Origin of the sequence: Candidatus Alcyoniella australis, from assembly GCA_030765605.1 — a bacterium.
Classification (GTDB): domain Bacteria; phylum Lernaellota; class Lernaellaia; order JAVCCG01; family Alcyoniellaceae; genus Alcyoniella; species Alcyoniella australis.
In genome coordinates, this window is sequence record JAVCCG010000133.1 from 38,331 (window position 1) to 63,268 (window position 24,938).

23 protein-coding genes are annotated in these 24,938 nt (G+C 62.7%); 13 read left to right on the top strand and 10 right to left on the bottom strand.

Translation table 11 applies throughout. The annotated features are described in order from the left end of the window. The first annotated feature begins 12 nt into the window (after positions 1-12). The 6 genes from alr to P9M14_16270 all read left to right on the top strand — a co-directional run bounded on the left by alr (position 13) and on the right by P9M14_16270 (position 5,913). Positions 13-1,152 (top strand): alanine racemase, encoded by a 1,140-nt coding sequence (gene alr / locus P9M14_16245; protein ID MDP8257297.1) that lies wholly within the window; start codon positions 13-15, stop codon positions 1,150-1,152. Further along, positions 1,153-1,923, top strand: coding sequence for an ABC transporter permease (locus tag P9M14_16250; GenBank protein MDP8257298.1), 771 nt, complete (start codon positions 1,153-1,155; stop codon positions 1,921-1,923). Between the two features lie 17 nt (positions 1,924-1,940). Continuing rightward, entirely contained in the window at positions 1,941-2,798 is an 858-nt protein-coding gene (locus P9M14_16255; protein MDP8257299.1) for an ABC transporter ATP-binding protein, read from the top strand. Beyond that, on the top strand, positions 2,795-4,312 hold the full coding sequence (locus tag P9M14_16260; protein MDP8257300.1) for an MlaD family protein: 1,518 nt from the start codon (positions 2,795-2,797) through the stop codon (positions 4,310-4,312). Before P9M14_16255 ends, P9M14_16260 begins: the two co-directional genes overlap by 4 nt. 21 nt (positions 4,313-4,333) lie before the next feature. Next, positions 4,334-5,281, top strand: a complete 948-nt coding sequence (locus P9M14_16265; GenBank protein ID MDP8257301.1) for a hypothetical protein — start codon at positions 4,334-4,336, stop codon at positions 5,279-5,281. Positions 5,282-5,547: 266 nt separating this feature from the next. Next, positions 5,548-5,913, top strand: a complete 366-nt coding sequence (locus P9M14_16270) for a metallopeptidase family protein (GenBank protein ID MDP8257302.1) — start codon at positions 5,548-5,550, stop codon at positions 5,911-5,913. 19 nt (positions 5,914-5,932) lie between these two features. Here P9M14_16270 and P9M14_16275 read toward each other — a convergent pair whose 3' ends face one another. Together P9M14_16275 and P9M14_16280 are read right to left on the bottom strand one after the other, a co-directional pair. Further along, positions 5,933-6,556: a hypothetical protein gene (locus tag P9M14_16275; protein ID MDP8257303.1), complete on the bottom strand. Its 624-nt coding sequence runs from the start codon at positions 6,554-6,556 to the stop codon at positions 5,933-5,935. 56 nt (positions 6,557-6,612) lie between these two features. After that, entirely contained in the window at positions 6,613-7,950 is a 1,338-nt protein-coding gene (locus P9M14_16280; GenBank protein MDP8257304.1) for a metallophosphoesterase, read from the bottom strand. Between the two features lie 111 nt (positions 7,951-8,061). On the opposite strand from P9M14_16280, the gene P9M14_16285 reads away from it, so the two are divergent. Next, positions 8,062-8,631: a hypothetical protein gene (locus P9M14_16285; protein MDP8257305.1), complete on the top strand. Its 570-nt coding sequence runs from the start codon at positions 8,062-8,064 to the stop codon at positions 8,629-8,631. Here P9M14_16285 and P9M14_16290 read toward each other — a convergent pair. Further along, the gene (locus tag P9M14_16290; GenBank protein ID MDP8257306.1) at positions 8,628-8,984 is read right to left on the bottom strand and encodes a phosphomannose isomerase type II C-terminal cupin domain; all 357 of its coding nucleotides are present in this window, start codon (positions 8,982-8,984) and stop codon (positions 8,628-8,630) included. The two genes, P9M14_16285 and P9M14_16290, sit on opposite strands and share 4 nt — an antisense overlap. Before the next feature lie 77 nt (positions 8,985-9,061). On the opposite strand from P9M14_16290, the gene P9M14_16295 reads away from it, so the two are divergent. From P9M14_16295 to P9M14_16320, 6 genes are all read left to right on the top strand, one after another. Further along, the gene (locus P9M14_16295; GenBank protein ID MDP8257307.1) at positions 9,062-9,949 is read left to right on the top strand and encodes a radical SAM protein; all 888 of its coding nucleotides are present in this window, start codon (positions 9,062-9,064) and stop codon (positions 9,947-9,949) included. A 112-nt stretch (positions 9,950-10,061) separates the two neighbouring features. Further along, positions 10,062-10,778, top strand: a complete 717-nt coding sequence (locus P9M14_16300; GenBank protein MDP8257308.1) for a hypothetical protein — start codon at positions 10,062-10,064, stop codon at positions 10,776-10,778. A 9-nt stretch (positions 10,779-10,787) separates the two neighbouring features. Next, on the top strand, positions 10,788-12,077 hold the full coding sequence (locus P9M14_16305; GenBank protein ID MDP8257309.1) for a hypothetical protein: 1,290 nt from the start codon (positions 10,788-10,790) through the stop codon (positions 12,075-12,077). Between the two features lie 142 nt (positions 12,078-12,219). After that, positions 12,220-12,507, top strand: a complete 288-nt coding sequence (locus P9M14_16310; GenBank protein MDP8257310.1) for a type II toxin-antitoxin system Phd/YefM family antitoxin — start codon at positions 12,220-12,222, stop codon at positions 12,505-12,507. After that, positions 12,500-12,847 carry a type II toxin-antitoxin system RelE/ParE family toxin gene (locus P9M14_16315; GenBank protein ID MDP8257311.1) on the top strand — a complete coding sequence of 116 codons (348 nt, stop codon included), beginning with the start codon at positions 12,500-12,502 and terminating at the stop codon, positions 12,845-12,847. Before P9M14_16310 ends, P9M14_16315 begins: the two co-directional genes overlap by 8 nt. Before the next feature lie 624 nt (positions 12,848-13,471). Continuing rightward, a complete protein-coding gene (locus P9M14_16320) occupies positions 13,472-14,572 on the top strand; it encodes a HigA family addiction module antitoxin (protein ID MDP8257312.1) in 1,101 nt (366 codons plus the stop codon). Between the two features lie 3 nt (positions 14,573-14,575). On the opposite strand, the gene hflK (P9M14_16325) is transcribed toward P9M14_16320, so the two are convergent. The 7 genes from hflK (P9M14_16325) to P9M14_16355 all read right to left on the bottom strand — a co-directional run bounded on the left by hflK (P9M14_16325) (position 14,576) and on the right by P9M14_16355 (position 24,934). After that, positions 14,576-15,550 (bottom strand): FtsH protease activity modulator HflK, encoded by a 975-nt coding sequence (hflK, locus tag P9M14_16325; protein ID MDP8257313.1) that lies wholly within the window; start codon positions 15,548-15,550, stop codon positions 14,576-14,578. A 1-nt stretch (position 15,551) separates the two neighbouring features. Next, a complete protein-coding gene (hflC, locus tag P9M14_16330) occupies positions 15,552-16,496 on the bottom strand; it encodes a protease modulator HflC (protein ID MDP8257314.1) in 945 nt (314 codons plus the stop codon). Further along, positions 16,493-18,208: an FtsH protease activity modulator HflK gene (gene hflK, locus P9M14_16335; GenBank protein MDP8257315.1), complete on the bottom strand. Its 1,716-nt coding sequence runs from the start codon at positions 18,206-18,208 to the stop codon at positions 16,493-16,495. Before hflK (P9M14_16335) ends, hflC begins: the two co-directional genes overlap by 4 nt. Before the next feature lie 70 nt (positions 18,209-18,278). After that, positions 18,279-19,262 (bottom strand): selenide, water dikinase SelD, encoded by a 984-nt coding sequence (selD, locus tag P9M14_16340; protein ID MDP8257316.1) that lies wholly within the window; start codon positions 19,260-19,262, stop codon positions 18,279-18,281. 85 nt (positions 19,263-19,347) lie between these two features. Beyond that, positions 19,348-21,462, bottom strand: coding sequence for an acetate--CoA ligase family protein (locus P9M14_16345; GenBank protein MDP8257317.1), 2,115 nt, complete (start codon positions 21,460-21,462; stop codon positions 19,348-19,350). A gap of 33 nt (positions 21,463-21,495) precedes the next feature. Then, a complete protein-coding gene (locus P9M14_16350) occupies positions 21,496-22,068 on the bottom strand; it encodes a hypothetical protein (protein ID MDP8257318.1) in 573 nt (190 codons plus the stop codon). A 37-nt stretch (positions 22,069-22,105) separates the two neighbouring features. Continuing rightward, positions 22,106-24,934 (bottom strand): Ig-like domain-containing protein, encoded by a 2,829-nt coding sequence (locus P9M14_16355; protein MDP8257319.1) that lies wholly within the window; start codon positions 24,932-24,934, stop codon positions 22,106-22,108. Positions 24,935-24,938 lie beyond the last annotated feature (4 nt).

A 24,938-nucleotide genomic window follows, 5' to 3' on the forward strand; every position in this document is an offset into this window, starting at 1 on the left:
CGTAGGATTGCGATGAACACCAATCGACCGACATTCGCCAACATCGACCTCAGTGCGCTGGAGCACAACTACCGTGCGATCCGCGAACGGATCGGCCCCGACGTGGGAATGATGGCGATCGTCAAGGCCAATGCTTACGGTCACGGAGCGGTGCCGATTGCCTCGAACCTCGAGCGGTTGGGCGCCGACGCGTTTGGCGTAGCGTTTGCCGAGGAGGGGATCGAGCTGCGCGAGGGCGGCATCACGCGGCCGATCGTGGTCCTGGGCGGGCTGTACTTCGGCGAGACGGGCAAGGCGGTGAAGTACGGCCTGACCCCGGTCGTGCACTCGCTGGAGAACGCACGCTCGTTGGCGCTGCAGGCTGCGGAGCTCGGCGTGCGACTGGACGTCCACGTCAAGATCGACACCGGGATGAACCGCATCGGCCTGCGCGCGCCGGATTGCGTGGACGAGGTGCTGCACATCGCGGCGCTGGGCAGCCTGCGCGTGCAGGGGCTGCTGAGCCATCTGGCCACGGTCGAGCCGGACTTCGGTGGTCCGGGAAAAAATCAGCACGAGCTGTTTATCGAGACGATCGGCCTGCTCGCCGAACGCGGCCTGACCCCGCCGCTGGTGCATATGGACAATTCGATGGGCGTGATGGCCGCGCCCCACGAGCGTTTCGTGATGGTGCGGCCGGGGCTCTCGCTTTACGGCGCGTGGGCCGATCCGGCATTTGTCGGCAGCATGGACCTACGTCCCGTAATGAGCCTGACCACCGAGATCGTGCATCTCAAGACAGTGCCCCCCGGATCGCCGATCAGTTACGGCGGAACTTTCGTTACCAAGCGCGAATCACGGATCGCCACGATCCCCATGGGCTACGCCGACGGCCTGCCGCGCAATCTGGGCAACCGCGGCGAGGCGCTGGTGCGCGGGCGGCGCGCGCCGATCGCCGGAGCGGTCTGCATGGACATGGCGATGCTCGACGTCAGCGACGTGCCCGATGTGCGGCGTGGCGACCGAGCCGTGCTGATCGGCTCCCAGGGCGACCAGCGGATCACGGCCGACGATTGGGCGCGGGCGCTGGACACGATCTCCTACGAGGTCTTCTGCAACATCGGCTCGCGGGTCTCGCGGCTCTACGTGCAGAGCGACAGCGCGGAGCTTTAATTGCTGAGGCCAATCGAGGCTCTGGGCAAGGCCCTGATCGACATGGTCGAGCAGGTCGGCCAGATCGGCATCGTGTTTCTCTGGACCCTCTATTGGTTGTTCCGTCCGCCGTACCGCCTGCGCCTGCTGGTTCGACAGTTCGATTTCGTCGGCGTGGGATCGATCTTCATCATCACACTCAGCGCGGTGTTCACCGGCGCGGTGTTCAGCCTGCAAAGCAGCTACGCCTTTCGGATGTTCGAGGCCAACACGATGATCGGCCCCACGGTGGTGCTCTCGTTGACCCGCGAACTAGGACCGGTGCTCGCGGCGCTGATGATCGCCGGCCGCTGCGGATCGTCGATGGCCGCCGAGCTGGGCACGATGCGCGTTACCGACCAGATCGACGCGTTGGAGTCGATGGCCGTCAACCCGATACATTACCTGGTCGTGCCGCGAGTGGTGGCCAGCGTGGTGATGATGCCGATCCTGGCCTCGTTGTTCGACTTCGCGGGCACCATCGGCAGCTATTTCGTTTGCACCAATCTACTGGGCCTAAGCGCGGTGGAGTTTCTCAACGACGTGATTTACTACGTGGACGTGGACGACTATTACAACGGGATTATCAAGGCCGGATTCTTCGGTTTGATAATCTCTGTAATCGGTTGCTACAAAGGCTATTATGTCGAGGGCGGCGCCGCGGGCGTGGGTCGTGCAACGACCCAGAGCGTGGTGATCGCCTCGGTGACAGTGCTGGTTTCGGATTACTTTCTCAGCGCATTATTGTTTTAAGGCAGGGCAAGATGGGCATGAGCGAACCACGCAGCCGCGACAACATTATCGAGCTGATCGAGCTTGAGAAGAGTTTCGGCGACAAGCGTGTGCTCAACAAGCTGAGCCTCGAGATCCCGCGCGGCTCGATCACGATTTTGCTCGGCCGTTCCGGCGGGGGCAAGTCGGTAACGCTCAAGCACATCATCGGCCTGTTGCGGCCCGACAGCGGCCGGGTGCTGATCGACGGCGAGGAGATCACCGACCTGGCGCCGACCGAGATCAACCGCGTGCGGCGTAAGTTCGGCGTGCTGTTCCAGGGCGCGGCGCTGTTCGACTCGATGAGCGTCGGCGAGAACGTGGCCTTTCCGCTGATCGAACACGCGCGGCTGTCGCGGGCCAAGGTCGCCGAGAAAGTGGCCCAGGCCCTGTCCAACGTCGGCCTGGCCGGGGTGGAAGCGATGTGGCCCTCGAACCTCTCCGGCGGCATGGCCAAGCGGGTGGGGCTGGCGCGGGCCATGGTGCTCGAGCCCGAGATCATCCTCTTCGACGAGCCGACCAGCGGCCTGGACCCGCTGATGGCCGACGCGATCTACAAGCTGATCTCGGATACCCAGCACCGCAACAACCTGACCAATTTTATCATCTCCCACGATGTGCAGCTGGCGATGACCATCGCCGACAAGATCGCGCTGATCCACGAGGGACGGATCATCGAGCAGGGCGACCCGCAGAGCTTCAGACTCTCGACAAACCCCTATGTGCGGCAATTCCTCGAGGGCAGCAGCACGGGGCCGATCGACGTGGTTGCCGAGTCCAAGGGCCTCGACGGTAAAACCCCGTTGCCGCTGGACGCCGAGCAGGCAATCCGCGAACACGCTGAGGGACCGCGATGAAACGCCGCTTTTCCACCGAGCTCAAGGTCGGACTGTTCTTCATCGTGATGTTATTGATGATCGCCTTTATCAGCCTGCGGCTGGGCAACATCAACCTGTTCGAGGAACGCGGCTACGTGGTCTGGGCGGTGTTCGACACCGCCGCCGGCGTCAACCCCGAGACCGAGGTGCTCTACGCCGGAATCCGCATCGGCCGGGTCGATGCAATCAAACTGCACGAGGGCAAGGCGCGGATCGAGATGCTGGTCCTGCCCGGGGTCAAGCTCGAGCGCGACTGCTCGATCGCGCTGATGAGCAAGGGATTCCTCGGCGCGCGCTACATGGAGATCTCGCCGGGCACTGTCGGCGCCGAGCCGCTCAAGGACGGCGACCAAATTAAGAGGGTCACCGCGCCGTTCGATATTTCATCTGTGGGCGGAGAGCTCAACGTGGTGGTCGACGATATTCAGGCGATTACCGCCAACTTGCGCGACGTGCTGGGCGACGAACAGGGGCTGGTGGCACTCGAACAGATTTTGGAGAACGTGCGCGGCGTAACCGAGCAGGCCAACCAGATGGCCACGGACAACCAACGCGAGCTGCACCGCATCCTGAGCAACCTGGCGGTGATCACCGAGAGCCTGGCGCGGGTCAGCTCGGCCAACGACGATGCGATGTCCGCCGCCCTGGGCGACCTACCCGAAATCACCGAAAACCTGCGCGTGATAACCGAGAACCTCTCGCGCATCGTGCAGAACAACTCCGATGGCATGGACAGCGCCATGTCGCGCATCGCCGACTCCTCCGAGCAGCTGCGCGGTACGCTGAGCAACCTCAACGAGATCACCGCCAAGATCAACGCGGGCGAGGGCACGTTGGGCAAGCTGGTCAACGACGAGGAGACCATCTCCAAGCTCAACGAGACCCTCGACGGCGTCAAGGAGCTGGTGAGCACCGCGCGCAACACGCGCACCGAGGTCGGCTACCGCGCCGACTACTACGCCGACCCCGAAGATTGGCGGCACTCGATCGACCTGCGGATCAGCCCGCGGCCGGATAAGTACGTGCAGATCGGCGTGGTCAGCTCCGAGATGGGCTCGACCAAGCGCACCGATACCCGCACCGAGACCACGACCAACCCCGGCGAGGACGACGAGAAAAAAGTCGTTGAGGAAGAGATTAAGACGGTCACCTCCGACCAGTACCGCTTTACCGCGCTCTACGCCCGGCGCTTCCACGACTTGGTGGTGCGCGGCGGGCTGATCGAGAGCGAGGGCGGCGTGGGGTTGGACTACTACTTCTTCCAGGACCACCTGCTGCTCTCGGCCGAGGCCTTTGACTTTGACGCGGACCGCGATCCGCGGCTGCGCGCGGTGCTCAACCTACGGCTGCTCGAACACATCTACCTCGGCGGCGGAGTCGACGACTACACCGACAACTTCGAGGACCCACTGTGGTTCGTCGGCGCCGGACTGATGATCCGCGACGACGACCTGTCATGGCTACTGACCCGTATTCCCACTCCGGGATTCTAAATAATTATTGAGGAGGCCCAGTTGAGAAGAAATCTGATTTTGATCGTTGTGCTGATCGCCTCGATCGTCGTGGCCGCGGTTGTGGTCTCGGCGCAGGACAAGGTATTCGAGGTCAAGTTCACCCCGCGTTGCACCAACGGCACCAAGATGATCCCGGATTCGGCCGGGTGGGAATTTGTGCCCGATCGGCCGATGACGATCTCGATTCCGGACATTCCGCTGAGCGCGGATGAGAAGGAACAGCTCTACAGCGGCGAGCCGATCTGCAAGATGTTGCCCGGCCAGGGCGACAAGAAGATCGGTTGGATGCGCTTTTTCGCGCCGTTCGACCCGGTGACCGCCTACTGGGTAATCACCGACTCGGGGCGATTCAGCCAGCAGGACGAATCGTTCCCCTCCACCGGCTCGCTGTTCCGCAAGCGCCACACCTTCATGCCGTATTGCTTTGACAACGCGATCTGCCCGGCCGAGGACATGCTGTGGAACCTGCAGTACCTGGTGATGCCGCTGGTCAAACCGCGGATGGTCTGCACCTCGCTGTGCCGCAACCGCGACAACTTCCCCTGGGAGTCGGCCTGGTGGTCCAGCCCAAACTTCTATTGCATGGACAAGATCGAGGCCGAGCTGCAAGACGAGCTCAAAGAGGCTGTGCGCATCTCACGCAACCGCGGCGCCTGGCATGTGAGCATGCTGCCGCAGGAGTTCCGCCGCACGGCCGGCGATCTCAATCGTGCGCAGATTCTCTACATCGTCGATACCGAGGCCGGCGGCTCGCTGGGCAACCTGCAGAGCATTTCCAACGCGGCCACCCAGAAGGCGCTGCCCAACCTGGCGGCCAACGTGACGTTCATCGGCGAGCGTTGGGAGTGGTTCATGAAGAAGTACCATCCGGCGGATGATCTGCAACGCTTCCACGCTGAGCAGACCGAATATCGCAGCATTTGGGGTCCGCAGTTCAACGCCAAATAGGCGGCAAAGAGACAATGCATCTGTTCCGCGCCCCCGGAGATCTGGGGGCGCGTTCTGTTTTTGAGGCTAAGTGGCGATGATTATCACGCGTCCTAACCCGCATTTCTCACGAGGGGTCTACTGCGGTGCACAATCTGCTCGCAATAACAGCGTCATCCTCGCCGATCCATGCTCGACGTACCGCAGAGGGTACGTCTGCGCAGAATCGACTCGTCTTCCTTGTTCTTGCGGCATCTTGCACGCCTCGCTACGAACCCTCGTGAGAAATGCGGGCTAAATTCGAGCGCATTGTTCAGCGCGCGCTGGACACGATCCCGGACGAGTTCCAGGAGTACATCGCGCAGGTGCCGGTGCTGGTCGAGGATCGGCCGGACCCCGAGCTGCTGGCCGAGCTGGGCATGGACCCGGACGAGCTGCTGTTCGGGGTGTTCCTCGGCGTGCCCGTGGGCGAGCTCAGTGTGTTCGACGTGGTAACCGACGTGCCGCGGATCGTGATCTTCCGCGAGGATCTGAGCCAGGCGTTCCCCGACGAGGCCGAGCTTTGCCACGAGATCCAGACCACGGTGCTGCACGAGGTGGCGCACCTGTTCGGCCTGGACGAGGCGCGGCTGGATGAACTGGGGTTCGGTTGACGCGGGAAAGAATCCGGACTTAGCCCGCGTTGAGTTCGAGCTCCACCGCGGCATGCAGCAGCTGCAACACCATGCGTTCGTTTGGATCGTCCGTATTCTTCAGCAGCATACGCAGATGTTTGCGCGCGGGCTCATAGCGGCTCAGGGCATAACTGAGAAAGGCGACCCTCCACCGGTAACGGCGGACTTGGGCCGTGTTGCTTTCCGGTCGTTTCAGCGTGTCTTGCAGCATTATCCGGTAATGCTGCAATGATGAGCGATAGTCGCCGGTGCGGAAGTACATCGAGGCCAGACCGCGATGTGGGCAGTTGGCGAATCCTTTGCCCGCGTTGACGTCGATCGCTTGGGTCAGCAGCTCCTCGCCCAACTTCTCGAATCCCTCCTCGTGGGCATACTCCATGCCCAGAGTGACCAACGGAGCATAGGCCCCGCGCTGTGTGGCCGTACGCAACATGGCCTGGATCTCGGGTTGCGATGTGTCGTGGAGGTCGAATCCAACGTAATACAGGAACGAGTCAAAGCCGTCCTTGGCCTTGCCCTGAGGAGTGCTTTCGATCTGGAGCGGCTCGTGCAGCAGGTTGTCCGCCGCAGCCAGGCTGGCGGCGAGCAGCCGACCGACGTACGGCCCAATAAGGGCGCGCAATGTGGCGCACCGTTGATTTGTCCATCTAGATAAAATTGTCTAGATACGGCTATAAATCAACCCCCGCAGCCGCCCGAGTCGTCATCGTCATCGTCGCCTCCGCCCGAGTGGTCGCCGCCGCCGTCATCATCATCGTCATCGTCGCCCAAGTCGTCGTCGTCATCATCATCGTCGTCGTCGTCGTAGGGCACGGGCGGCTCGTCTTTGACGATCACGAAGCGGTCGATCACATCGCCGCCGTAGGTGCGGTAGGCCGTGACCTCGACCATCTGCGGATCGACCTCGAGCACCACGTAGTGGTAGCTCTTGTCGTGGGCGCGATAACCCTGCTCGTCCTCGACATCGGCGCAGAAGTCGTAGAGTGGCGCGCCGCCGCCTCCGGTCAGCACGTGGTTGCGTCCCCAGAGGAATGCCCGGGCGTAGTGGTGGTCGTGGCCGTTGAACACGATGTCCACCTCGTAGTCCTCGAACAGCGGCTCGAGCACCAGCTTGGCTGTGAAGTCTCCGTTGCGCTCCTCTTTAAAAGAGAACGCGGGCATGTGGAAGAAGACGAAGGTGAAGTTGGTGTGCAGATCGGCATGGGCCGCGGCCAGATCCTCCTGGATCCAGATCCGTTGCGGGCTGCCGGGAATCAACAGGTCGGCCTGCTTCTGGCCGTCGATCACGCAGTAATGCGCGTTGCCCCAGTCGAAGCTGTAGTAGGTGTGCTCGGCTCCGCCTGTGGGCGACAGCTCGAACAGCCGCACGAAATTGCCGTCGCCGCTAAGCCCGGTGTTAGGGTCCCAGTCGCTCTCGTGGTTGCCGAATACCGGAAAGAGCGGGCGGTCGTACATCAGCTGTGTCGAGGCGTGGAAGAAGTAATCCCAGTCCGCGAGTACCTCGCCCGAGCTGACCAGGTCGCCGGTGTTGACCACAAAGTCCGGGTCCCAGGTCAGGACCTGCTCGACCGTGGCCTCATGATTGACGTTGGGCGTGGCGATCGAGCCGCCGCGCGAATCGCCCATTGCCACCCACAGGTAGGGGTCGAGGTTGTGCGGCGCGGTGCGCAAAGTGTGGTCATCGCTAAGCTCGCCGTTGAGCGACACCCGGTAGTGATAAAGCGCGCCGCTGTCCAGGCCGTAGATCGGAATCACGTGTTGATAGACCGTGAAGCTGATCTCCGGCACGTGGATCAGCTCGGGATCGCTGGTCTGCACGTTGCCGTACTCATCGCTTTCGCCCCATTCGAGCACTGCCTGGCCGGGCTGGTCGCTCTCCAGGCAGATCGCAGCCGAACCACGCTGGACGTTTTGGATGTAGGGCCCCTTGGTGATCGCGCCCAACGCCGCGCTGGGCAGAGCGATGGTCAACAACAACAATAGCGCCAGAGCGCTTACACAACGGCTATCAGGCATCGTTTGGCTCCCAGGAAAACGGGTCGTCTATTTTTCTATTATAGCATCTCTGGACGATGATTCGTGGGTGACCGTTGTGACTTGGTCGGTTTTCCGAGGTAAAATTTGATTATGAAAACACGAGCGCTGTCGATCTTCGTCTCCGGTCTGATCCTAGCCTCGCTGCTGCTTGGCGCCTGCGGCCAAAAGGAGCGCGAGGCCCTGACCCTGGCGCGGGGCGAGGGGACCTACCAAGCCTATCGACGCTTTGCCGCCGAGTATCCCAGCAACTCCGACGGCCAATATTTCCTGGCCGTAGTCGGCCTGGTGACCGGCCGCGACCCGATCACCGATCCGGTGTTGCAAACTGCGGTGGAGACCGCGCCGGACAGGGTGCGCAACGGCTACGAGCTTCGCGCGCAGTATCGCGCCGCGGTTGCTGAGGCCGACAGTTGCGTACTTCATTGTTCGGATGCGTTCATTGACTGTTCGCTGGCAGCCAAGGATCCGGCGGGGGAGGTCGACTACCCGGCCCTGGACAACTGCACGGGCGGCCTGGGCGTGTGCACCGACGCCTGCGATCCGCTGGTTGAAACCGCGCGCGAACACGCCGAGGTCTATTCCGTTGAGTTGGGGCTGATCGAACACGACGCCTCGCTGACGATCCTGGTGCTCGAACGCGAGCAGATCGAGACGCCCTAACGCTGTTTGCGGTTGTAGTCGTCCTCAAGGCGGACGATGTCGTCCTCTTCCAGGTAGTCGCCGCGCTGGACCTCGATGAAAATCACGGTCTGATCGCCGGGGTTGGCGATGCGGTGGGCCGCGCCCACGGGAATGTCAACGGCCAGGCCGGGCTCGAGATCGAGCTGTTCGCCCTCAAGGATCACCAGGGCCGTGCCGCGCACCACGAGCCAGTGCTCGCTACGGCGCCTGTGGAACTGATAGCTCAGCCGATGGCCGGGCTCGACCTCGATCCGCTTGACCTTGAATCCGGGCTGGTGCTCAAGCACCTCCCAGCGTCCCCACGGCGCTGTCGATTTTAGCTTGTCGTGCATGCCTGGCATTGTCCGCGAGGCCCAACGGCTAGTCAACCACTGCAACAACCGCCTCTCTTGGTTTATGATTGCGCCCGATGCGCTACGAGGGGACCGTCTACCGACCGCCGAGCGAGGCCAACAGCCTGTTGATTCAGGCCACTGTTGGCTGTCCGCACAACCGTTGCGCTTTTTGCGAGATGTACCGCGACAAGCGCTTCCGCATCCGGCCCACCGCTGAGCTGCTCGAGGATCTGCAAAGCGCGCGCGAGGTCTACGGCAGCCAGGTGCGCTCGCTGTTCTTTCCTGACGGCAATTCGATCGTGCTCAAGACCGACGAGCTGGCGCGCGTGATCCAGCGCGCCTACGAGCTGTTCCCGCGCCTGGAGCGGGTCACGACCTACGGCAGCGCCAAGTTCCTGATCCGTAAGAGCTTCGATGATCTGCAACGCCTGCGTGCCGCCGGGCTGACGCGGATCCACGCCGGCATGGAGTCCGGCGACGCAGTCACCTTGGAGCGGATCAACAAGGGCGCGGACCCGCAGACCATGATCGAGGCCGGACGCCGCGTCAAAGAGGCGGGGATCGAGCTCAGCGAATATGTGATGATCGGCATCGGCGGGGTCGAGCGCACGCGCGAACACGCCATTGCCAGCGGCCAGGTGCTCTCGGCCGTGGACCCGGACTTCATCCGCATCCGCACCTTTGTGCCGCGGCCGGGCACGCCGCTTTATGAGCGGTGGCAACGCGGCGAATTCGCGCTGGTCGACGCCTACCAGGCGCTGGACGAGACCGCGTTGCTGATCGAGCACATCGACGGAACCTCCGAGCTGCACTCGGACCACATCAGCAACTTCATCGACGTCGCGGGCCGTTTCCCCGAGGACAAATCCGCAATGCTCGCGGTCCTACAGCAGGCCAAAACCCGGCCGCGCTCAGCCTTTCGCCCTCCCACCGAGGAGCTGATTCACCTGATGAGCCTCTAACGCGTCCCGCCTGGGGAACGCGAACCGAGTTGTTGACAACTCCAGTTGGAGCCGACAGGATGCTTTTGGCAACCCGAAAAAAAGACACCGCTTTTCTATCCCGGGAGGTCAGATGAGACCGACCATTTTGATCATCGCCCTGGCGTCCGCGTTGCTATTGCTGGTGGCCGCCCCGGCCCAAGCGCTGCATGTGCAGATGGATCTGCCGCAGATCGTTGAGCAGGCCCAGCTGGTGTTCATTGGAACGCCGGTCGAAGTCAGCTGCGAGCACAACCACGCAGGCGCGATTCAGACGCGCTATCGGCTGGACGTGGAGCGCACGCTCAAGGGGTCCGGGCTGTTGTCCGACCAGAACAGCCTGGAGCTGACCTTTGCCGGCGGCGAGATCGGCGAACAGGCGATGGTGGTCAGCGGCGTGCCTCAACTGGCTCTGGACCAGCGCTACGTACTGCTGGTGCTGCACGACGGCCAATCCTACCTCAGCCCGATCGTGGGCCAGCATCAGGGATTGTTCATGGTGCAGACCGAGCCGGCCACCGGCCGCGAGCTGGTGCTGACCGCCGATGGCCGGATGATCGAGAAGATCGAGAACGGCCGGTTGGTCGTCGGCGCGCGGGTGGAGCTGGACCAGCTCGGACGGCTGCAGGCGGTCGTCGAGCAGACCCCGCAGGCCAACCCAGAGCCGCCGGTCAGCCTGGACCCGGACAAGGTGCGGGTGCTCGACCACCGCTCGGCCGAGCAGCCCTTTGTTGACACGCAACGCGCCATGCCCCTCAACGAGTTTCTCGAGACGCTGTCCGCGATGATCGCGCAGGACCAGGCGCAGTAGGGGGAACGGATGAGCGACCGAGCATCGAAGATAAAGATCGCGCTGCTGTGCTTTGCCCTGCTGCTGGCCGCAGGCCTGGCTCTGGCCGACGTGCCACACAGCCGGACCCGCGACGTGCCGTACACCATCAACCAGTTCCCGTCGAGCTATGATCCCTGGGAGCAGTACGACGAGTCGTTGATGTATCAATGGGACACCTTTGCCAACGTGATGTATCCCGCCTCAAGCCCGCCGGGCACATTCGGGGCGGGCAATGGCAAGAACGAATACGCCGGGTTTCTGACCAACTCCCAGGTGGACTCGTACTATGGCTTCACCTGGGGCGGGGCCGCGGCCATGACCATTAGCTGGTGGGATCACACCGGACACATCTCGGAATCGGACATCGCCTGGAACGCGCACCTGAATTGGACAACCGATATCGAGGATTACCTGGAAGACTCCTCGATTTTGCCCTATCAGCTGGCCACGATCCACGAGCTGGGGCACACCTTCGGCCTGGACGACTACGACTATGACAAGTCCGATGATAAGTCGGTCGGCTACGAGACCGTGATGAACTACTCACACCCCTGGCACAACTACGCTCTGGGATTGGACGATGGCCAGACCGTGCAGAAGATGTACCCCAGCCGCCAGAATACGGTGCACGACCTCGGAATTTACGACTTCCACTGCACCAGCCAGTTCTCCTGCCCGGACGCGAGCAAGTCCACCGGCTCGGTGGCCTGCGGCCGCTCGTTCGAGATCGACGGCATACAGATCGCCAACCTGGGCAATTACAGCGAGTCCAACGTCTCGGCCACGTTCTATCTTTCCGAGGACATCAATATCAGCTCCTCGGACGTGAAACTGGGCACGATCAGCTTCGGCAGCCTGGCCAGCCGCTCGCGCAGTATCGTCGATGTGGAGTTGACGGTCCCCTCCGACACTGACATCGACACCTACTACGTGGGCGCGATCATCTCCGGCGCTTCGGGTGACGCGCTGTCGGAGAACAACTCGATGTTTCTGCCCGGGCAGATCAGGGTCACCTCAAGCGGCGGCGGCGGTGGCGACGACGACGAGCCCAACGACCCGCAGGACTGCGAACGCTTCTGCGAGGTGATAGATAGCTGCTCCCTGGCCTCGGAGATCGACGTTTCGTCCTGGGACGAGTGCGTGAACCTGTGCGAGATCATTCGCCATTCGGTGCTCGAGTGCGTGCTCGATGCCACCTACTGCTCCGAGGTCGCGGACTGCATCGGTGCAGGCGACGACTCAAGCTCCGACGATGAGGAAGACGCCTGCTGCGGCTGATTGATCTTCAGCCGTGGCGAGGAACGCCCCACGTACTATAGAATTATGGGTGTCCCCGAAACTTCGGATCTCTTCCCTTGAGCATGTCAGAATAAGGTGCTAAATTCTGACCTGTCGGAAGCGTGAACGAGGAGCGGGGCTTATGAACCTGAAAGACGACGTTAGGCCGATCACCTACCTAAAGAACAACACCGCGGAGTTGGTGCGGGACGTTTCGCAGGACGGCCGAACCGTGCTGATTACGCAGAACGGCGAGGCCAAGGTCGTGGTGATGGACGTGGATACCTACTCCCGTTGGCGCAATGCCCTGGCGCTGATGAAGATGATCTCCCAGGGCGAGGCTGATGTTGACGCGGGCCGGGTGCTGACCCAGGACGAGGCGTTCGCAAGGGCGGAAAGGACAATCGAGCGGGCCACCGCCGATGAGTGAGCGTAAATATAAAGTGCTCTGGGCTGAAAGCGGAGCACGCGACCTGGAGGAGATCGTCCTGCACATCGCCCAGGACTCTCCGGGCAACGCGCGCAAAGGACTCAAACGGCTGAGGGACAAGGCCGCGGCCCTGGAGACTCTTCCCCTGCGCGGTCGGGTCGTGCCCGAGCTGGCCCGCCTGGGCCTGCGCTCCTGGCGCGAGCTGATGTTGAAACCCTATCGCATTGTCTATCGCGTTGATTCCCAAACCGTGCTGGTCCTGGCGCTCATCGACTCCCGCCGCGACCTGGAAGACCTGCTGCTCGAACGCATGGTAAGACCGGCAGATTTACAGTTATAACGTCCGGTAGATTAATCGTTTGATATCAATCGCTTTCCGTCATCCTGAAACGGAGGCGAAGGATCTACGCGCGCATGGTGAATTTTGTTGTAACCAGGAGAGGGAAAATTGAGGGCTCATCCCTACCACTCCGTCTGGAAATCCAATCCGAAAACACGAATGAGATTAAACATGATGGCTTCTAAAGATGGTTTATTTTATAATAATATCAGTGTGGGTAGCCACGAATAGAAGACTCGCTGTAAGTAATTTGATTTACCTTATAGGTTAATCAAACTTGACAAAGGCTTCCTATGGAAATAATATATAAGTCGAAAAAGCTAGAAAATGCTTTCATGAAAAGGAAACAAGGCGTGCAGGAGTGGGGTGATCAAAACGCAAAGAAACTATTCCTGAGGCATACACAACTACAAGCTGCTGACAACCTGGCAATTTTCAGCACATTACCCGCAACTGGCTTCGAACAATTGAGAGGCGACCGAAAAACTCAGTTCGCCTGTTACGGGAAACACCCCTTCCGGCTCATTTTCGAAGCAGCCCATGATCCGGTACCTAGACAATCAGATGGTGGTGTGGACTTGGTTTTAGTGACAAGAATCCGAATCATTGAGGTGGTCGACTATCATGGCGACTGAACGACAAAAAAAAGCCAAACCCGACTATGCGATTCCTCCTGGAGAAACGCTGTCTGAAACGCTCCATGCCTTGGGTATGACCCAGAAGGAATTTGCGATCAGAACGGGGCTTTCGGAAAAACATATAGTGTCCATTCTTCAAGGCAACGCTCCGATAACGCCTGAAACTGCATTGAAATTTGAAACGGTTCTGGGAGTTCACGCTAGCTTTTGGAACAACCTTGAGAGAAATTACAGAGACACCCTAGCCCGATTGGAGAAAGAGAAACGACTTCAGCAGGATATCGCATGGCTCGACAATATTCCTGTTGCCACAATTGTTAAGCATGGATGGATTAAAAAAAACAAAGAAAAATCTATGAAACTTCAAGAGGTTCTCTCATTTTATGGCGTCTCGTCGCCAAAGGAATGGGATAAGCTTTGGGCAAATGTCCGTTTCGCCGCGAGGCAAAGTAAGGCTTTTGAAACTGACCCCGGTGCAGTATCCGCATGGATGCGGATTGGTGAGCTTCGTGCGCAAGATATTGCCTGTCAACCATATAACCATGACCGGTTCCGTGAGGTTTTAGGGGAAGTCCGAGATTTAACTGTAAGAAGTGCAAGAGACTTTCAGCCGAGAATAATCCAATGGTGCGCAGAGGCCGGCGTAGCTGTCGTTTTTGTAAAAGAGCTCCCGAGAATACGCCTAAATGGTATTACTCGCTGGCTAAACCCCAACAAGGCGTTAATCCAGCTCTGCCTACGTCACAAAAGCAACGCCCAGTTATGGTTTACTTTCTTCCACGAGGCCGGGCATATCCTTAAGCATGGGAAAAGAGACCTTTTTTTGGAGAACGATGAATACCAAGATAGTCAAAAAGAAAAGGAGGCAGATAAATTTGCCTCCGATTTTTTAATTCCACCTCGTGAATGGGACTCTTTTTTATCCGAACACATCGATTGCTCTTACTCTAGGGATGATATTAAAACGTTCGCAGCAAGGGTCGGCATTGCACCGGGGATCGTTGTCGGTAGGCTTCAGCACGAGAGGCTTATTCGTTATTCTCATTGCAATGACTTGAAGGTTAAGCTGGTCTGGAGTTCCAACTAATAATCAAGGCCCTTCCGAGCTTCCGCGGGTTTTATCGGGTTCGGCGGGTTGGGGCAGGCCGGGTTCATAGAGGGTGATGGTCAGGCCGTCGCGGTCGCGGGCGCCGATCACGTATTTGCGCAGGCGAGGCCAGATTTGGTCCATGGTCTGGTAATAAAGTCGGGTGTAGGCGTTGCGGCGGTCGGTTCCGACCTCAGCGGCGAGCAGTTTGAAGCGTTCGGCCTCGCCCGTGGCGCGGTTGACGCGTTCTTGCTGGTAGGTCTCGCCCTCGCTACGGGCGCGGTTGGCCTCGGCGCGGGCCCGGGGCATGGCCTGGTTGGCGTAGCCGTCGGCCTCGTTGATCAGGCGACTGCGGTCCTCGCGGGCGCTGGAGACCTCGTTGAACGAGGCGGCCACCCCGCGCGGGTTGATGATCTGATCGACCTGCATCGAGCTGATGCTCAGGCCGCTGGAATAGGCGTCCATGTCGGCCTGGATGTCGCGCATCACCTCGGCGGCGATGATCGACTTATCGGTGGTCAGGGCGTCGTCTACGGCCATGGCGGCCAGTCGGCGCGTGACCGCGGCCTCGCCGCTGATGCGCACCAGCTCGTGGGGATCAAAGGTGTTGAGCAGGAACGCAGCCGGGTCGTTGATCGTGTAGCGCACCACGAGCATCACCACGATCCAGTTGCGGTCGCCGGTGAGGAACTGGCGTTGGAATACGCCCGCGATGTCCGAGACTTGTTCCTGGCCGACCTCGAAGCCGATGCCGCGCTGTTTGAGGTCGGTGACGTTGGGCCGGTCCACGCGCTCAACGGGCCAGGGCAGGTGGTAGTGGATGCCCGGCGGCACGCGGTTTTCGGTCACCGCGCCGAAGCGCCGCACCACGCCCTGCTGGTTGTAATCCACGATGTACAGGCCCGAGGCCAGGTAGATCAGCAGCAGCGCGGCCGCGCATAGCAGCGAGAGCAGGCGTAGCCGGCGGCTTTGGGCCACGTTAGTCGACCTTTCCCGAGACCAGTAGCTTGAGCACCTCGGCGTCGGAATCGAGCACTATCACGGTCTGTTCGTCGAGGAACTTGCGGTAGCTCTCCAGGGTGCGCGTCAGCTTGTACAGTTCGGGGTCCGAGCTGTAGGCCTCGGCGTAAATCCGGGCCGCAACCGCGTCGCCCTCGCCCTTGGTCTGCTCGGCGTCGCGATAGGCCTCGGTGAGAATCCGGCTGACCTCTTTGTCGGTCTCGGCCTTGATCTTCTCGGCCTCCTCTTCGCCCTCGGCGCGGTACTTTTTGGCAATGCGCTGGCGCTCGGAGCGCATCCGGCGGTAGACCGAGGCGCGCGTGCCCTCGGGGAAGCCGAAGCGCCGCAGGCCGACGTCGACGACCTCCACCCCCAGCTCCTCGCGGGCCGCGGATCGGCAGCGCTCGGTTGCGACCTGCATGATCTGCTCGATCTGCACGCCGTCGGGCTCAACCGAGAGCAGGACGGAGAGCTCTGACTTGCCCAGCACGTCGCTGACCTCGCTGAGCAGCATCGAGCTTAAGCGCACCTCGGCCGTGCGCCGGTCCTTGACCGTGCGGATGAACAGTCGCGGATCGGCGATGCGCCAGCAGGCGTAGGCCTCGTAGACCAGCGGTTTTTTATCTTGGGTCAGCACCTCGGCCGGCCGCGCGTCGAGCACCATCAGCCGCGCGTCAAAGCGGTGCACCGACTGGATCGGGTCGGGCCACTTGAAGTACAGCCCGGGCTTGTCCAGCACGCGCACCGGGTCGCCCAGGAACGTCAGCAGCCCCAGCTCGGACTGGTCGATGGTGAACAGCATGTTGTTCAACAGCAGGAAGCAGATGATCAGCAGGCCGACCACGATCAGCCAGGTCCGGGCAGCCCCCGCGGTCGCCGCTGCCGGGCCGGGGTCGGGCCCGCTGTTTGTCGCATCGTGGCTCATCGTGTCCTCCTCTGGCCATCGGGCTCGGTCATGCGCAAATCGATTGCACCGGGGCTTAGGTGCGAGGGCACGATCACCTTGCGCCGCCCGGCCAGTGCCGCCTCAAGGGTCTCGAGGGTCAGTCGGTATTCGTGCAGCCGCCGCTGTCCGCGGATCGCCGCGGCAAGTTGGGTGAAGCGCGAGGCCTCGCCCCCAGCGCGCATGGTCGTGCTGGCGCGGTAGCCCTCGGAGTCGAACAGGATGCGCACCGCATCGCCGCGGGCGCGGGCGATTTTCTCGTTGTTGTAGCCCTGGGCGTCGTTGATCGCTTTCTCTTTGTCCTCGAGGGCCGAGTAGACTTCGCGGAAGTCCTCGACCACCTGCACCGGCGGATGCACGTCCTGCAAATAGACCGCGAGGATCGACAGGCCGGTGCCCATGGCCGTCAGACGGCATTGGGCGCGCGCGGCCACGGCCTGCTCCACGTCGCGGCGTTCCCAGATCAGCGCCTGCTCGAAGTTGAGTCCGGCGACCTCGCCGTGCAGCGCCGACTCCACTGCCGCGGTCACCATCCGCTCGATGTCGGCCACTCCCAGCAGCGCCGCCGCCGGGTCGGAGAGGCTGTACTGCACCACGAGGTTGACGTCGAGCATGTTCTCGTCGCCGGTGAGCACCAGCGCCTCGTCGATCTTCTTTTGGTAGACCCCTGCGGTGTGCAGGCTATCCCACTCGTAGTTCGAGCGCAGGCGTACCGTGCTTACCGGACCCTGGGGCAGGCTGCGGAAGCCGACCTCGAGTTGGCGTACCCGTTGCGGCTCCACGGTGATCACGCGCTCAATGGGCGCCGGGGCCAGCCAGTGCAGTCCGGGCTGTAGCGGCTGGCCTTGCAGGCCGCCCCAGCGCAGCCGCAGGCCGACCTGGTCCGGGCCGACCATGGTCAGTCCGCTGAGCACCCACAGCACGAGCACCAGTAGCGCCGTGCAGGCCAGCAGCCCGCGCCGACGGACGGCCACCCGTTCCCAGAGGCGTTCGCCGACCAGCTTGCGGCCGACCAGCCCCAGGAAGCCGTAACGCCGATGCTGCTCAGCCCCGTGTTTGGAGCGGGTCAGCAGGCCCAGCAGCGCACCGATTCCCACGTCAAGGCCGATGCCCGCGACCAACACCACGATCAGCGCGGCCACCGGCCGATCGAGCCGCAGTCCGATCACCTGGCCCATCAGCGCTAAAATCACGGCCAGCGAGGTCATTACGTCCATGCTGGTATGGCGGCTGTCCGCGGTCAGCGAGGGCGAGCCGGTCTCGCGTCCGGCGCGCGCCTGATAGCGCGCCAAGCCCCAGTTGATCAGCGCGAAGCAAAAGGTGGCCACAATCGCTGCGGGCAGCCATTCGCCGCGCACTTGCAGCGAGGGGCGGCCGATCATCAGGCCGATGCGCAGGGCCGCGCCGAGAATCATCAGCGAGATCAGCAGCGCCACCAGGTTTTCGATCAGCACCGCTTGGCTTGGACGACGCTCGCCCAGCCGTACGCCGACCAGCACCATTGCCGAGACCACCATGTCCGAGAGGCTGTGCAGCGCGTCGGCGACCATCGCCATGCTGCCCACCAGCAGGCCAAAAAGCGCCTCGCCAAGCACCAGCAGCAAGTTCACCGCGATGCTCACCTTGGCCACGCGGGCGCGGCGCGGCGCATCCGTAGTCTGTGGCTGCTGTTGCGTCGGGTGGCTCGTTGACATTCAGGACCGCATCCTATTATGAAAAACGTGCTACCTGTTGTACACGCTGCCGATCATGCTGTCCAGACGGCTATTTAACGCTGATGGCTCCAGGTTCGCCGTCAATGATTTTGCCGACAACCCAGCCGGGGAACGGCCCTTGCGCGAGCCCTTCGAGCATCTTTTCGGCGTTGCCCGGCGGCAGTGCGGCCAGCAGTCCGCCCGAGGTCTGGGCGTCGGCCGCCAGCATCAGCAGGTCCGGGTCGGCTCCGGGCAGACGGATCAGGCCGGGTTCGACGTACTTAAGGTTGGCGTGGGTGCCGCCGGGGATCAGCCCCTCGCGGATGAGCTCGAGCACGCCGGGCATTTGCGGCAGGGACGCGAGATCGATTTGCGCGGCCACGCCCGAGGCGTTGCACATCTCCCACAGGTGGCCCAGCAGGCCGAAGCCCGTGACGTCGGTCAGCGAGTGCACGTCCGCGGCGATCGCCGCGCGCATCCCTTGCTCGTTGAGCAGGCAGGCGGATTGCACCAGCGCGTCGATCTGTTGCGGCTGCGCGGACTCGGCCTTGATTGCCGTGGCGATCAACCCGGTTCCCAGGGGTTTAGTTAATACCAGCACGTCGCCGGGACGCGCCGTGGCGTTGGTCAGCACGCGATCGGGGTGCACCAGGCCGACCACGGCCAGGCCGTACTTGGGTTCGGGATCGTCCACGGTGTGGCCGCCGAGCACCATGCAGTGCGCCTCGGCTGCGGCGTCGTACCCGCCGCGTAAAATCGCCGCGACCAGCTCGTCGGGCAGCTTGCCTTGGGGAATCGACAGCAGGTTCAGCGCGGCGAACGGTTCGCCGCCCATGGCGTAGACGTCGGAGAGCGCGTTGACCGCGGCAATGCGGCCGAACAGGTAGGGGTCATCGACGATCGGCGTGAAGAAGTCGGTGGTCAGCACCAGGGCGCGCTCGTCATCGAGGCGCACCACCGCGGCGTCGTCAGGCACGGCCGTGCCGACGATGATCCGCGCGTCCTGCGGTACGGGCAGGTGCTTCAGTATCTTTTGCAGCGCTCCCGGCGCCAGCTTACAGGCTCAGCCTGCGCCGTGAGAAAGCTGCGTGAGCTTGATCCGCTCCATCCGCTCCATCCGCTCCGATTGGTTGTTGCGTCTATGCGACGGGGATGATCCTGGCGTCTACCGCCAGCACCCCCTTGCCCTTGGGATACACCCGCAACGGGTTGATGTCCATCTCGCTGATCCAGGGCTGCTCCGCGGCCAGTATCGAGAGCTTGACCAGCGTCTGCTCCAGGGCGGCCAGGTCGGACGGGCCGCGGCCGCGCGTGCCGTGGAGGATCTTGGAGCCGCGCAGTTGCTCGACCATACTGCGCGCCTCGGCGCGGTCGAAAGGCGCCACGCGCAGCACCGTGTCGCCGAGCACCTCGGTGTAAATCCCGCCCCAGCCGAGCATCACGATCGGACCGAAGTCGTTATCCTGCTTGAATCCCAGGATCAGCTCCAGGCCCTGGTCCGCGTATTTTTGCACCAGCGCGCCGCGGATTTGGGCTCGGGGGTAGGCCGTGTTGATCGCAGCCATCATTTTGTCCCAGCCCTCGCGCACCTCGGCCACGGTGCGCAGGTCGAGCAGCACGCCGCCGCAATCGCTCTTGTGGGTCACGTCCGGGCTCTCGACCTTAAGCGCCACGGGCAGGCCGATCTCGCGCGCGGCCTTGACCGCGCCTCCCACGGACGTGGCCAGCTTGCCGCGGATCGCCGGGATGGCGTAGGCCTCGAGCACCTCCAACGCCTGGCGGTTCAGCGATGCCTGGCCGCGCGTGGACTCGCGGATCGCGTCCACGCGCTCAAGGTCGCGCCCCTTGATCTTGGGCACGCGGTACGCGCCGCAGCGCTGCTGCAGATTGACGTGGTTGTCGCGGCTGATCGCCAGGGCGCGCACCGCCTCCTCGGGCGTGGTGAAGATCGGGAAGTCGAACATCTCCTTGAGCCGCCGCGCCTCGGAGTGCCAGGAGATCAGTCCCATGGCCACCGGCTTGTTGTGCTTGCGGTTGAGCTCGGCCAGGAAGCTGATCATCTCCTCGGGGATGCGCGGGTCGTAGCGGCTGATGTAAGTGAACAGGAAGCAGATCGCGTCGAACTGCGGACGCGAGACCACGTCGGCCAGGATGTGCTTGTAGGCATCCAGGTCGTACAGGTCGCCCAGGTCCATCGGGTTGTCCAGCTTGATTACCTTAGCGCGCAGCTTCTCCTCGGCGTTGGCGATCACTTCGCGCGGGAACGGCGGCAGCTCGAAGCCGAACTTTTCGCAGTGGTCTGCGGCTATAATCGCGTGGCCGCCCGAGCGGCTGATGATCGCCAGCCGGTTGCCCTTCATTGCCGGCAGCGAGAGCGCCTTGGCCGCGTCGATCATCTGGTTGATCTCGTCGCAGCGCAGGGCGCCGGCCTGCTTGATCGCCGCGTCGACCACCGCGTCGTCGCTGACCATCGCGCTGGTGTGGCTGGCCGCGATCTTCTGCGCGGCCCGGCCGATGTTCGACTTGTGCACGATGATCGGCTTGCGGGCCTTGCGCATTTCGAGGAAGAACTCGCGGCCGCGGCTGAAGCCCTCGAGGTAGACGCAGATCGTATGCGTCTGCTCGTCGCGCAGCAGCACCGGCAGCAGGTCGACCTCGTCGACGTCGAGCTTGTTGCCCAGCGAGGCGAACTTGGCCATGCCCACGTGCTCTTTGAGAAACTCCTGGATGTAGGAAATGCCCACGCCGCCGGACTGCGAGAGCACCGAGACGTGCCCTTTGAACATCTGCGGCATGGTCGGGAAGGGCACGCACAGGCCGTTGTCCATGTTGATCACGCCGATGCCGTTGGGCCCGACAAAGCGCATGCCGTAGTCCTGCGCGATCTGGGCCGCGCGATCGGCGAGCAGCGCGCCCTTGCGGCCGTACTCGGAGAATCCCGCCGACTGCACGTAGGCGAACTTGACGCCGTGGCGGCCGCACTGTTCGAGGATGTCGGGTAGCGTATGCGCCGGGGTGAGGATCGCGGCCGCGTCCAGCGGTGCCGGAACGTCGGACACGTTGCGGTAGATCTTCATTCCGAACACCACGCCGCCCGAGCGCCCGACCGGATAGATCTCGCCGGTGAAGCCCATGGTCAGCAGGTTTTCGACGATGCCGCGGGCCAGGTTGGTCTTGCGCGGACTGACGCCGATCACTGCCAGGCGTTGGGGATTGAAAAGGTTGTCCAGGGGCTCGGCTGCGCGTGCAGTCATAGTCCGACACCTCCCTTGTGCCTTGGGGAACGGCTATTTCTTTGTCTTTTTGGCTTGCTTGCTCTGCTGCGCCGACTGATCGTCGAGAAAGCGCTCCAGTCCGCGGTTGATCTTCTTTAGGTTGGGCTCGATCATTTTCAGCACGAATTTCTCGGTCTGCCCAATCAGCCGGTTGGCAACCAGTTTGGGCATGAAGCGCACCGAGCTGAAGTCCAGTAGGAGTTCGCCGTTGACGGTGATCACCGTCTGCTCGCCGTCGGGTTCCATCACGTTGCAGCCGCTGGCCTCGACGTATTGCTTGAGCAGCGGGAATTCCATCCGCCAGTAGACCGCGTTCTCGGACGCGACCCAGCGGGCGTGGTCGAGCCAGGTCAGGCGGCTGACGTCGTAGCGCTTGGCCAACGGCCGTAGGAACGAGGGGATCTTGCTGCCGCTGGTCCACTCGTTGAGCAACTTGATTTGGTCGGGATCGGTCTCGTCGCGCTCGAGCAGCGTGATTGTTTCGATGTCGTCCATGTACTCGGAGAACTCGTCCAGCCGGTCACGGTAGGTCTGGTAGACCGTATCCCGCGGGTGGCGGATGCGATCGCTGAACTCGAACTTCATCATTACTCCCTGCGGTAATTATTGGGTCGGCCGCCGATCATAGCGGCGGCGGCGAGACAGCCCGCATCTTTACATCCGAGGGCAGCACCAGCAGTCCGCCGAGCATGCTGATGTCGGACTGTCCGCTGATCAGCACCTCCATTCGGCCGTCGTCGTTGAAGAACATCCGGCCGGTTTGCTCCAGGGCCAGCTCGTGCTCGAGTAGCGCGTTGAGGATTCCGTTGCGCACCGTGAAGTAGGTCATCATCGAGATGTTCATCTGCGGCAGACCGTCGTCGGCCTCGACCACCGGGGCCATACCGGTCTGGAAAACGTCGATGGTGATCGGACCCATGCCCACGGGCCCGGGATCGCCCGGCGACTTGTCGTCGTCGTCCATCGTCAGGCCCATTGAGGTGGAGGTGGCGTAGAGCACGATGCCGCTGGAGAGCGAGATGTCCAGGTACGGCTCGCCGTCGCGGTCGTAGGCCAGCCCCCTGACGAACGAGACCATCTCGCCGCTGACGTAGCTGGGCCAGACGATCAAGGCGGAGAGGATCTCAATTTGATTCTCGGGCGTGGGCGTTTCGGTGTCGTCGAAGAAGCCGTTGCCGTCGGTGTCGGAGATCGGGTCGGCGTGTAAAAACAGCTCGACGTCGGCCGTGGGCTCGACCGCGGTGAAGTCCAGGCGGTAGTCCTCGCCGCCGGGCTCCAGGTCGTTGTCCGTGTCGAGCTGCGCGCTGCCGTAGGAACGGATTTCCTCGCTGAGCTGCAGGCGGTAGCGCCGCCCGGGGGTCAGCGGCTCGTCGGGGATGATCACCAGCTTGCGCCAGTCGACCACGCTGGTGGCGTTCACCAGGGTGCCCGCGTCGATGTCGTAGAGCAGTACGGTGTCGCCGTAGTACATCGTTTCGCGGTTCATCACCTGGGTGAAGAACACCGTGGGCCACAGGTTGCACGGGTAGGTCGAGCCGTACTCGTTGGGCACGTCCATGGTCCCCAGCTTGGGCGGCCAGTACGACCAGGCGGCCGCGTTGGTCGAGAACGTCGTGCCCCAACGCTCGGTCAGGGCGTTGCCCGCCAAGTCGCAAAGTCCGGGTTCGGCGAACACGCCGTAGGCGGAGGAGGGCTCAAGCGGCTCGATCGGCCGCAGCGCGACCTTGGCGCCGTCCACGCTCACCGCGCAGGGCACCTGCTCTTCGTCCGCGTTGTAGAGCTTGACGAACTCGATGGTCGTCGGGTCGAGCGCCTCGTTGAAAAAGACGATCACCGGCGACTCGACCGGCACCAGCTTGGACGACTGCTGCGGCAGGCTCGAGAGCGCCTGCGGCGGCGTGCGGTCGGCCTTGCGCTGCGGCGTGCCGGGGTAGGGAATCTGGTAGAGCGAGATCGTGGTCGGGATCGACTCGCCGGCCAGCTTGAGCTCGGAGTAGCCCATCAGCTCGAGCACCATCTCGCCGTCCTCGCGCACGTAGCTCACGCCCACCAGTTCGACCCCCAGGATCTGCTGGGTCATGTTCGAGTTGGCGGTCGGATCCTCGGCCGTGAGCGAGATGTCCATCACCAGGGTCAGCGCGGGAAGCACCTCGGTGTTGCCAACATAGTCGCGGCTGTCGCGCAAATAGCCCGACACGTCGCTGAGCATCTCGATGGTCAGCGGGCCGGTGACCAGCCCGGCGGGAATCTTGCCGCCGAGCATCGCGCTCATGCTGCTGGTGATCAGTTTTTCGCCGGCGCGGATCGTCAGCGGAATCTGCGAGAAGTCGCCGGTCTCGCCCAGCTCGCTGAACAGCGCGCCGCCCACGTACAACACGGACTCGCCCAGCAGTTTGCTGTCGGCGATCATCGTGTTCGCCGGACGGCCGGTCAGCGGGCTCAGCGGCATGTCTTCCGGGTCGAGGGCCTCGTGCAGGTCGCCGTCCGCGGCCGAGGGCCAGGCGTCGGTGATCAGCCGGCGTCGCGGCTCAGTGCTTTGCGGGTAGAAGCTCCAGACGAACGCCTGCTGCAACCCCGCGCCGTTCAGATCGTGGATCGCGGCAACGGCCACATCGTCATCGTCGTCGTCATCATCGTCGTCGGCCTTGGATGATTCATCGTCGTCGGCGTCCGGGTACTCGAAGGGGTCGGCCTCGATGGTCAGCTCGTAGGGCAGCTTCGGGTTGAGGTCGTCGAGCGGATCGATCACCACCAGGTTGCCCTGCACAAAGACCCGCGCTGCCACCAGCTCGCCGGGCTCGTCCGCCGGACCCTCGTCCTGTTGGTCGTCGTCATCATCATCGTCGGCCTTGGCGTCTTCGCCGGCCACGCGCAGATGCACGCTTTGGCCGTAGATCACGCTTTGGGCAACGATGGGCTCGGAAAACGCAATGCGGAAGGTCGAGATGTCCAGCACCTCGTCCTGGGCCGGGTTGGTGTAGGCGACAGTGGGGAAGGCGCTGGAGTCGGGCCGGTCGGGCTTGGTCTGGAACACGATCTGCTGGATCTTACCGTCCATCAGCGGCGCGCGTCCCTGGAAGTCGCGCACGCCGTTGCGCAGTCGCACGCGGTAGCTCTGGTTGCCGCGCAGGGGGACCAGCGGAGTCAGTTCCACCGAGCTGCGGTGTAGGGTCAGCTTGTGGTCCACGGACTCGGTGCCGCCGCGCTCGAGCAGCCGCACAAAGCTCACCTGCCCCTCGACGGTCGCCGGGTCGATCGGCGCGGAGAACGCCAGGTGCACCCGGGCATGCACCGGCACCTGCTGCATCCCCTGATAGGGGTAGGCCGCGAGCAGGGTGAAGTTGTCGATCTTTGAAGTCTCGAGCCCGGCGTCGTCGTCCTTTTCGGAGCAGGCGGCGAACAGGGCCAAAGACACAATCAGCAAGATGCAGATCAATCCGCGCTGATACATCGCC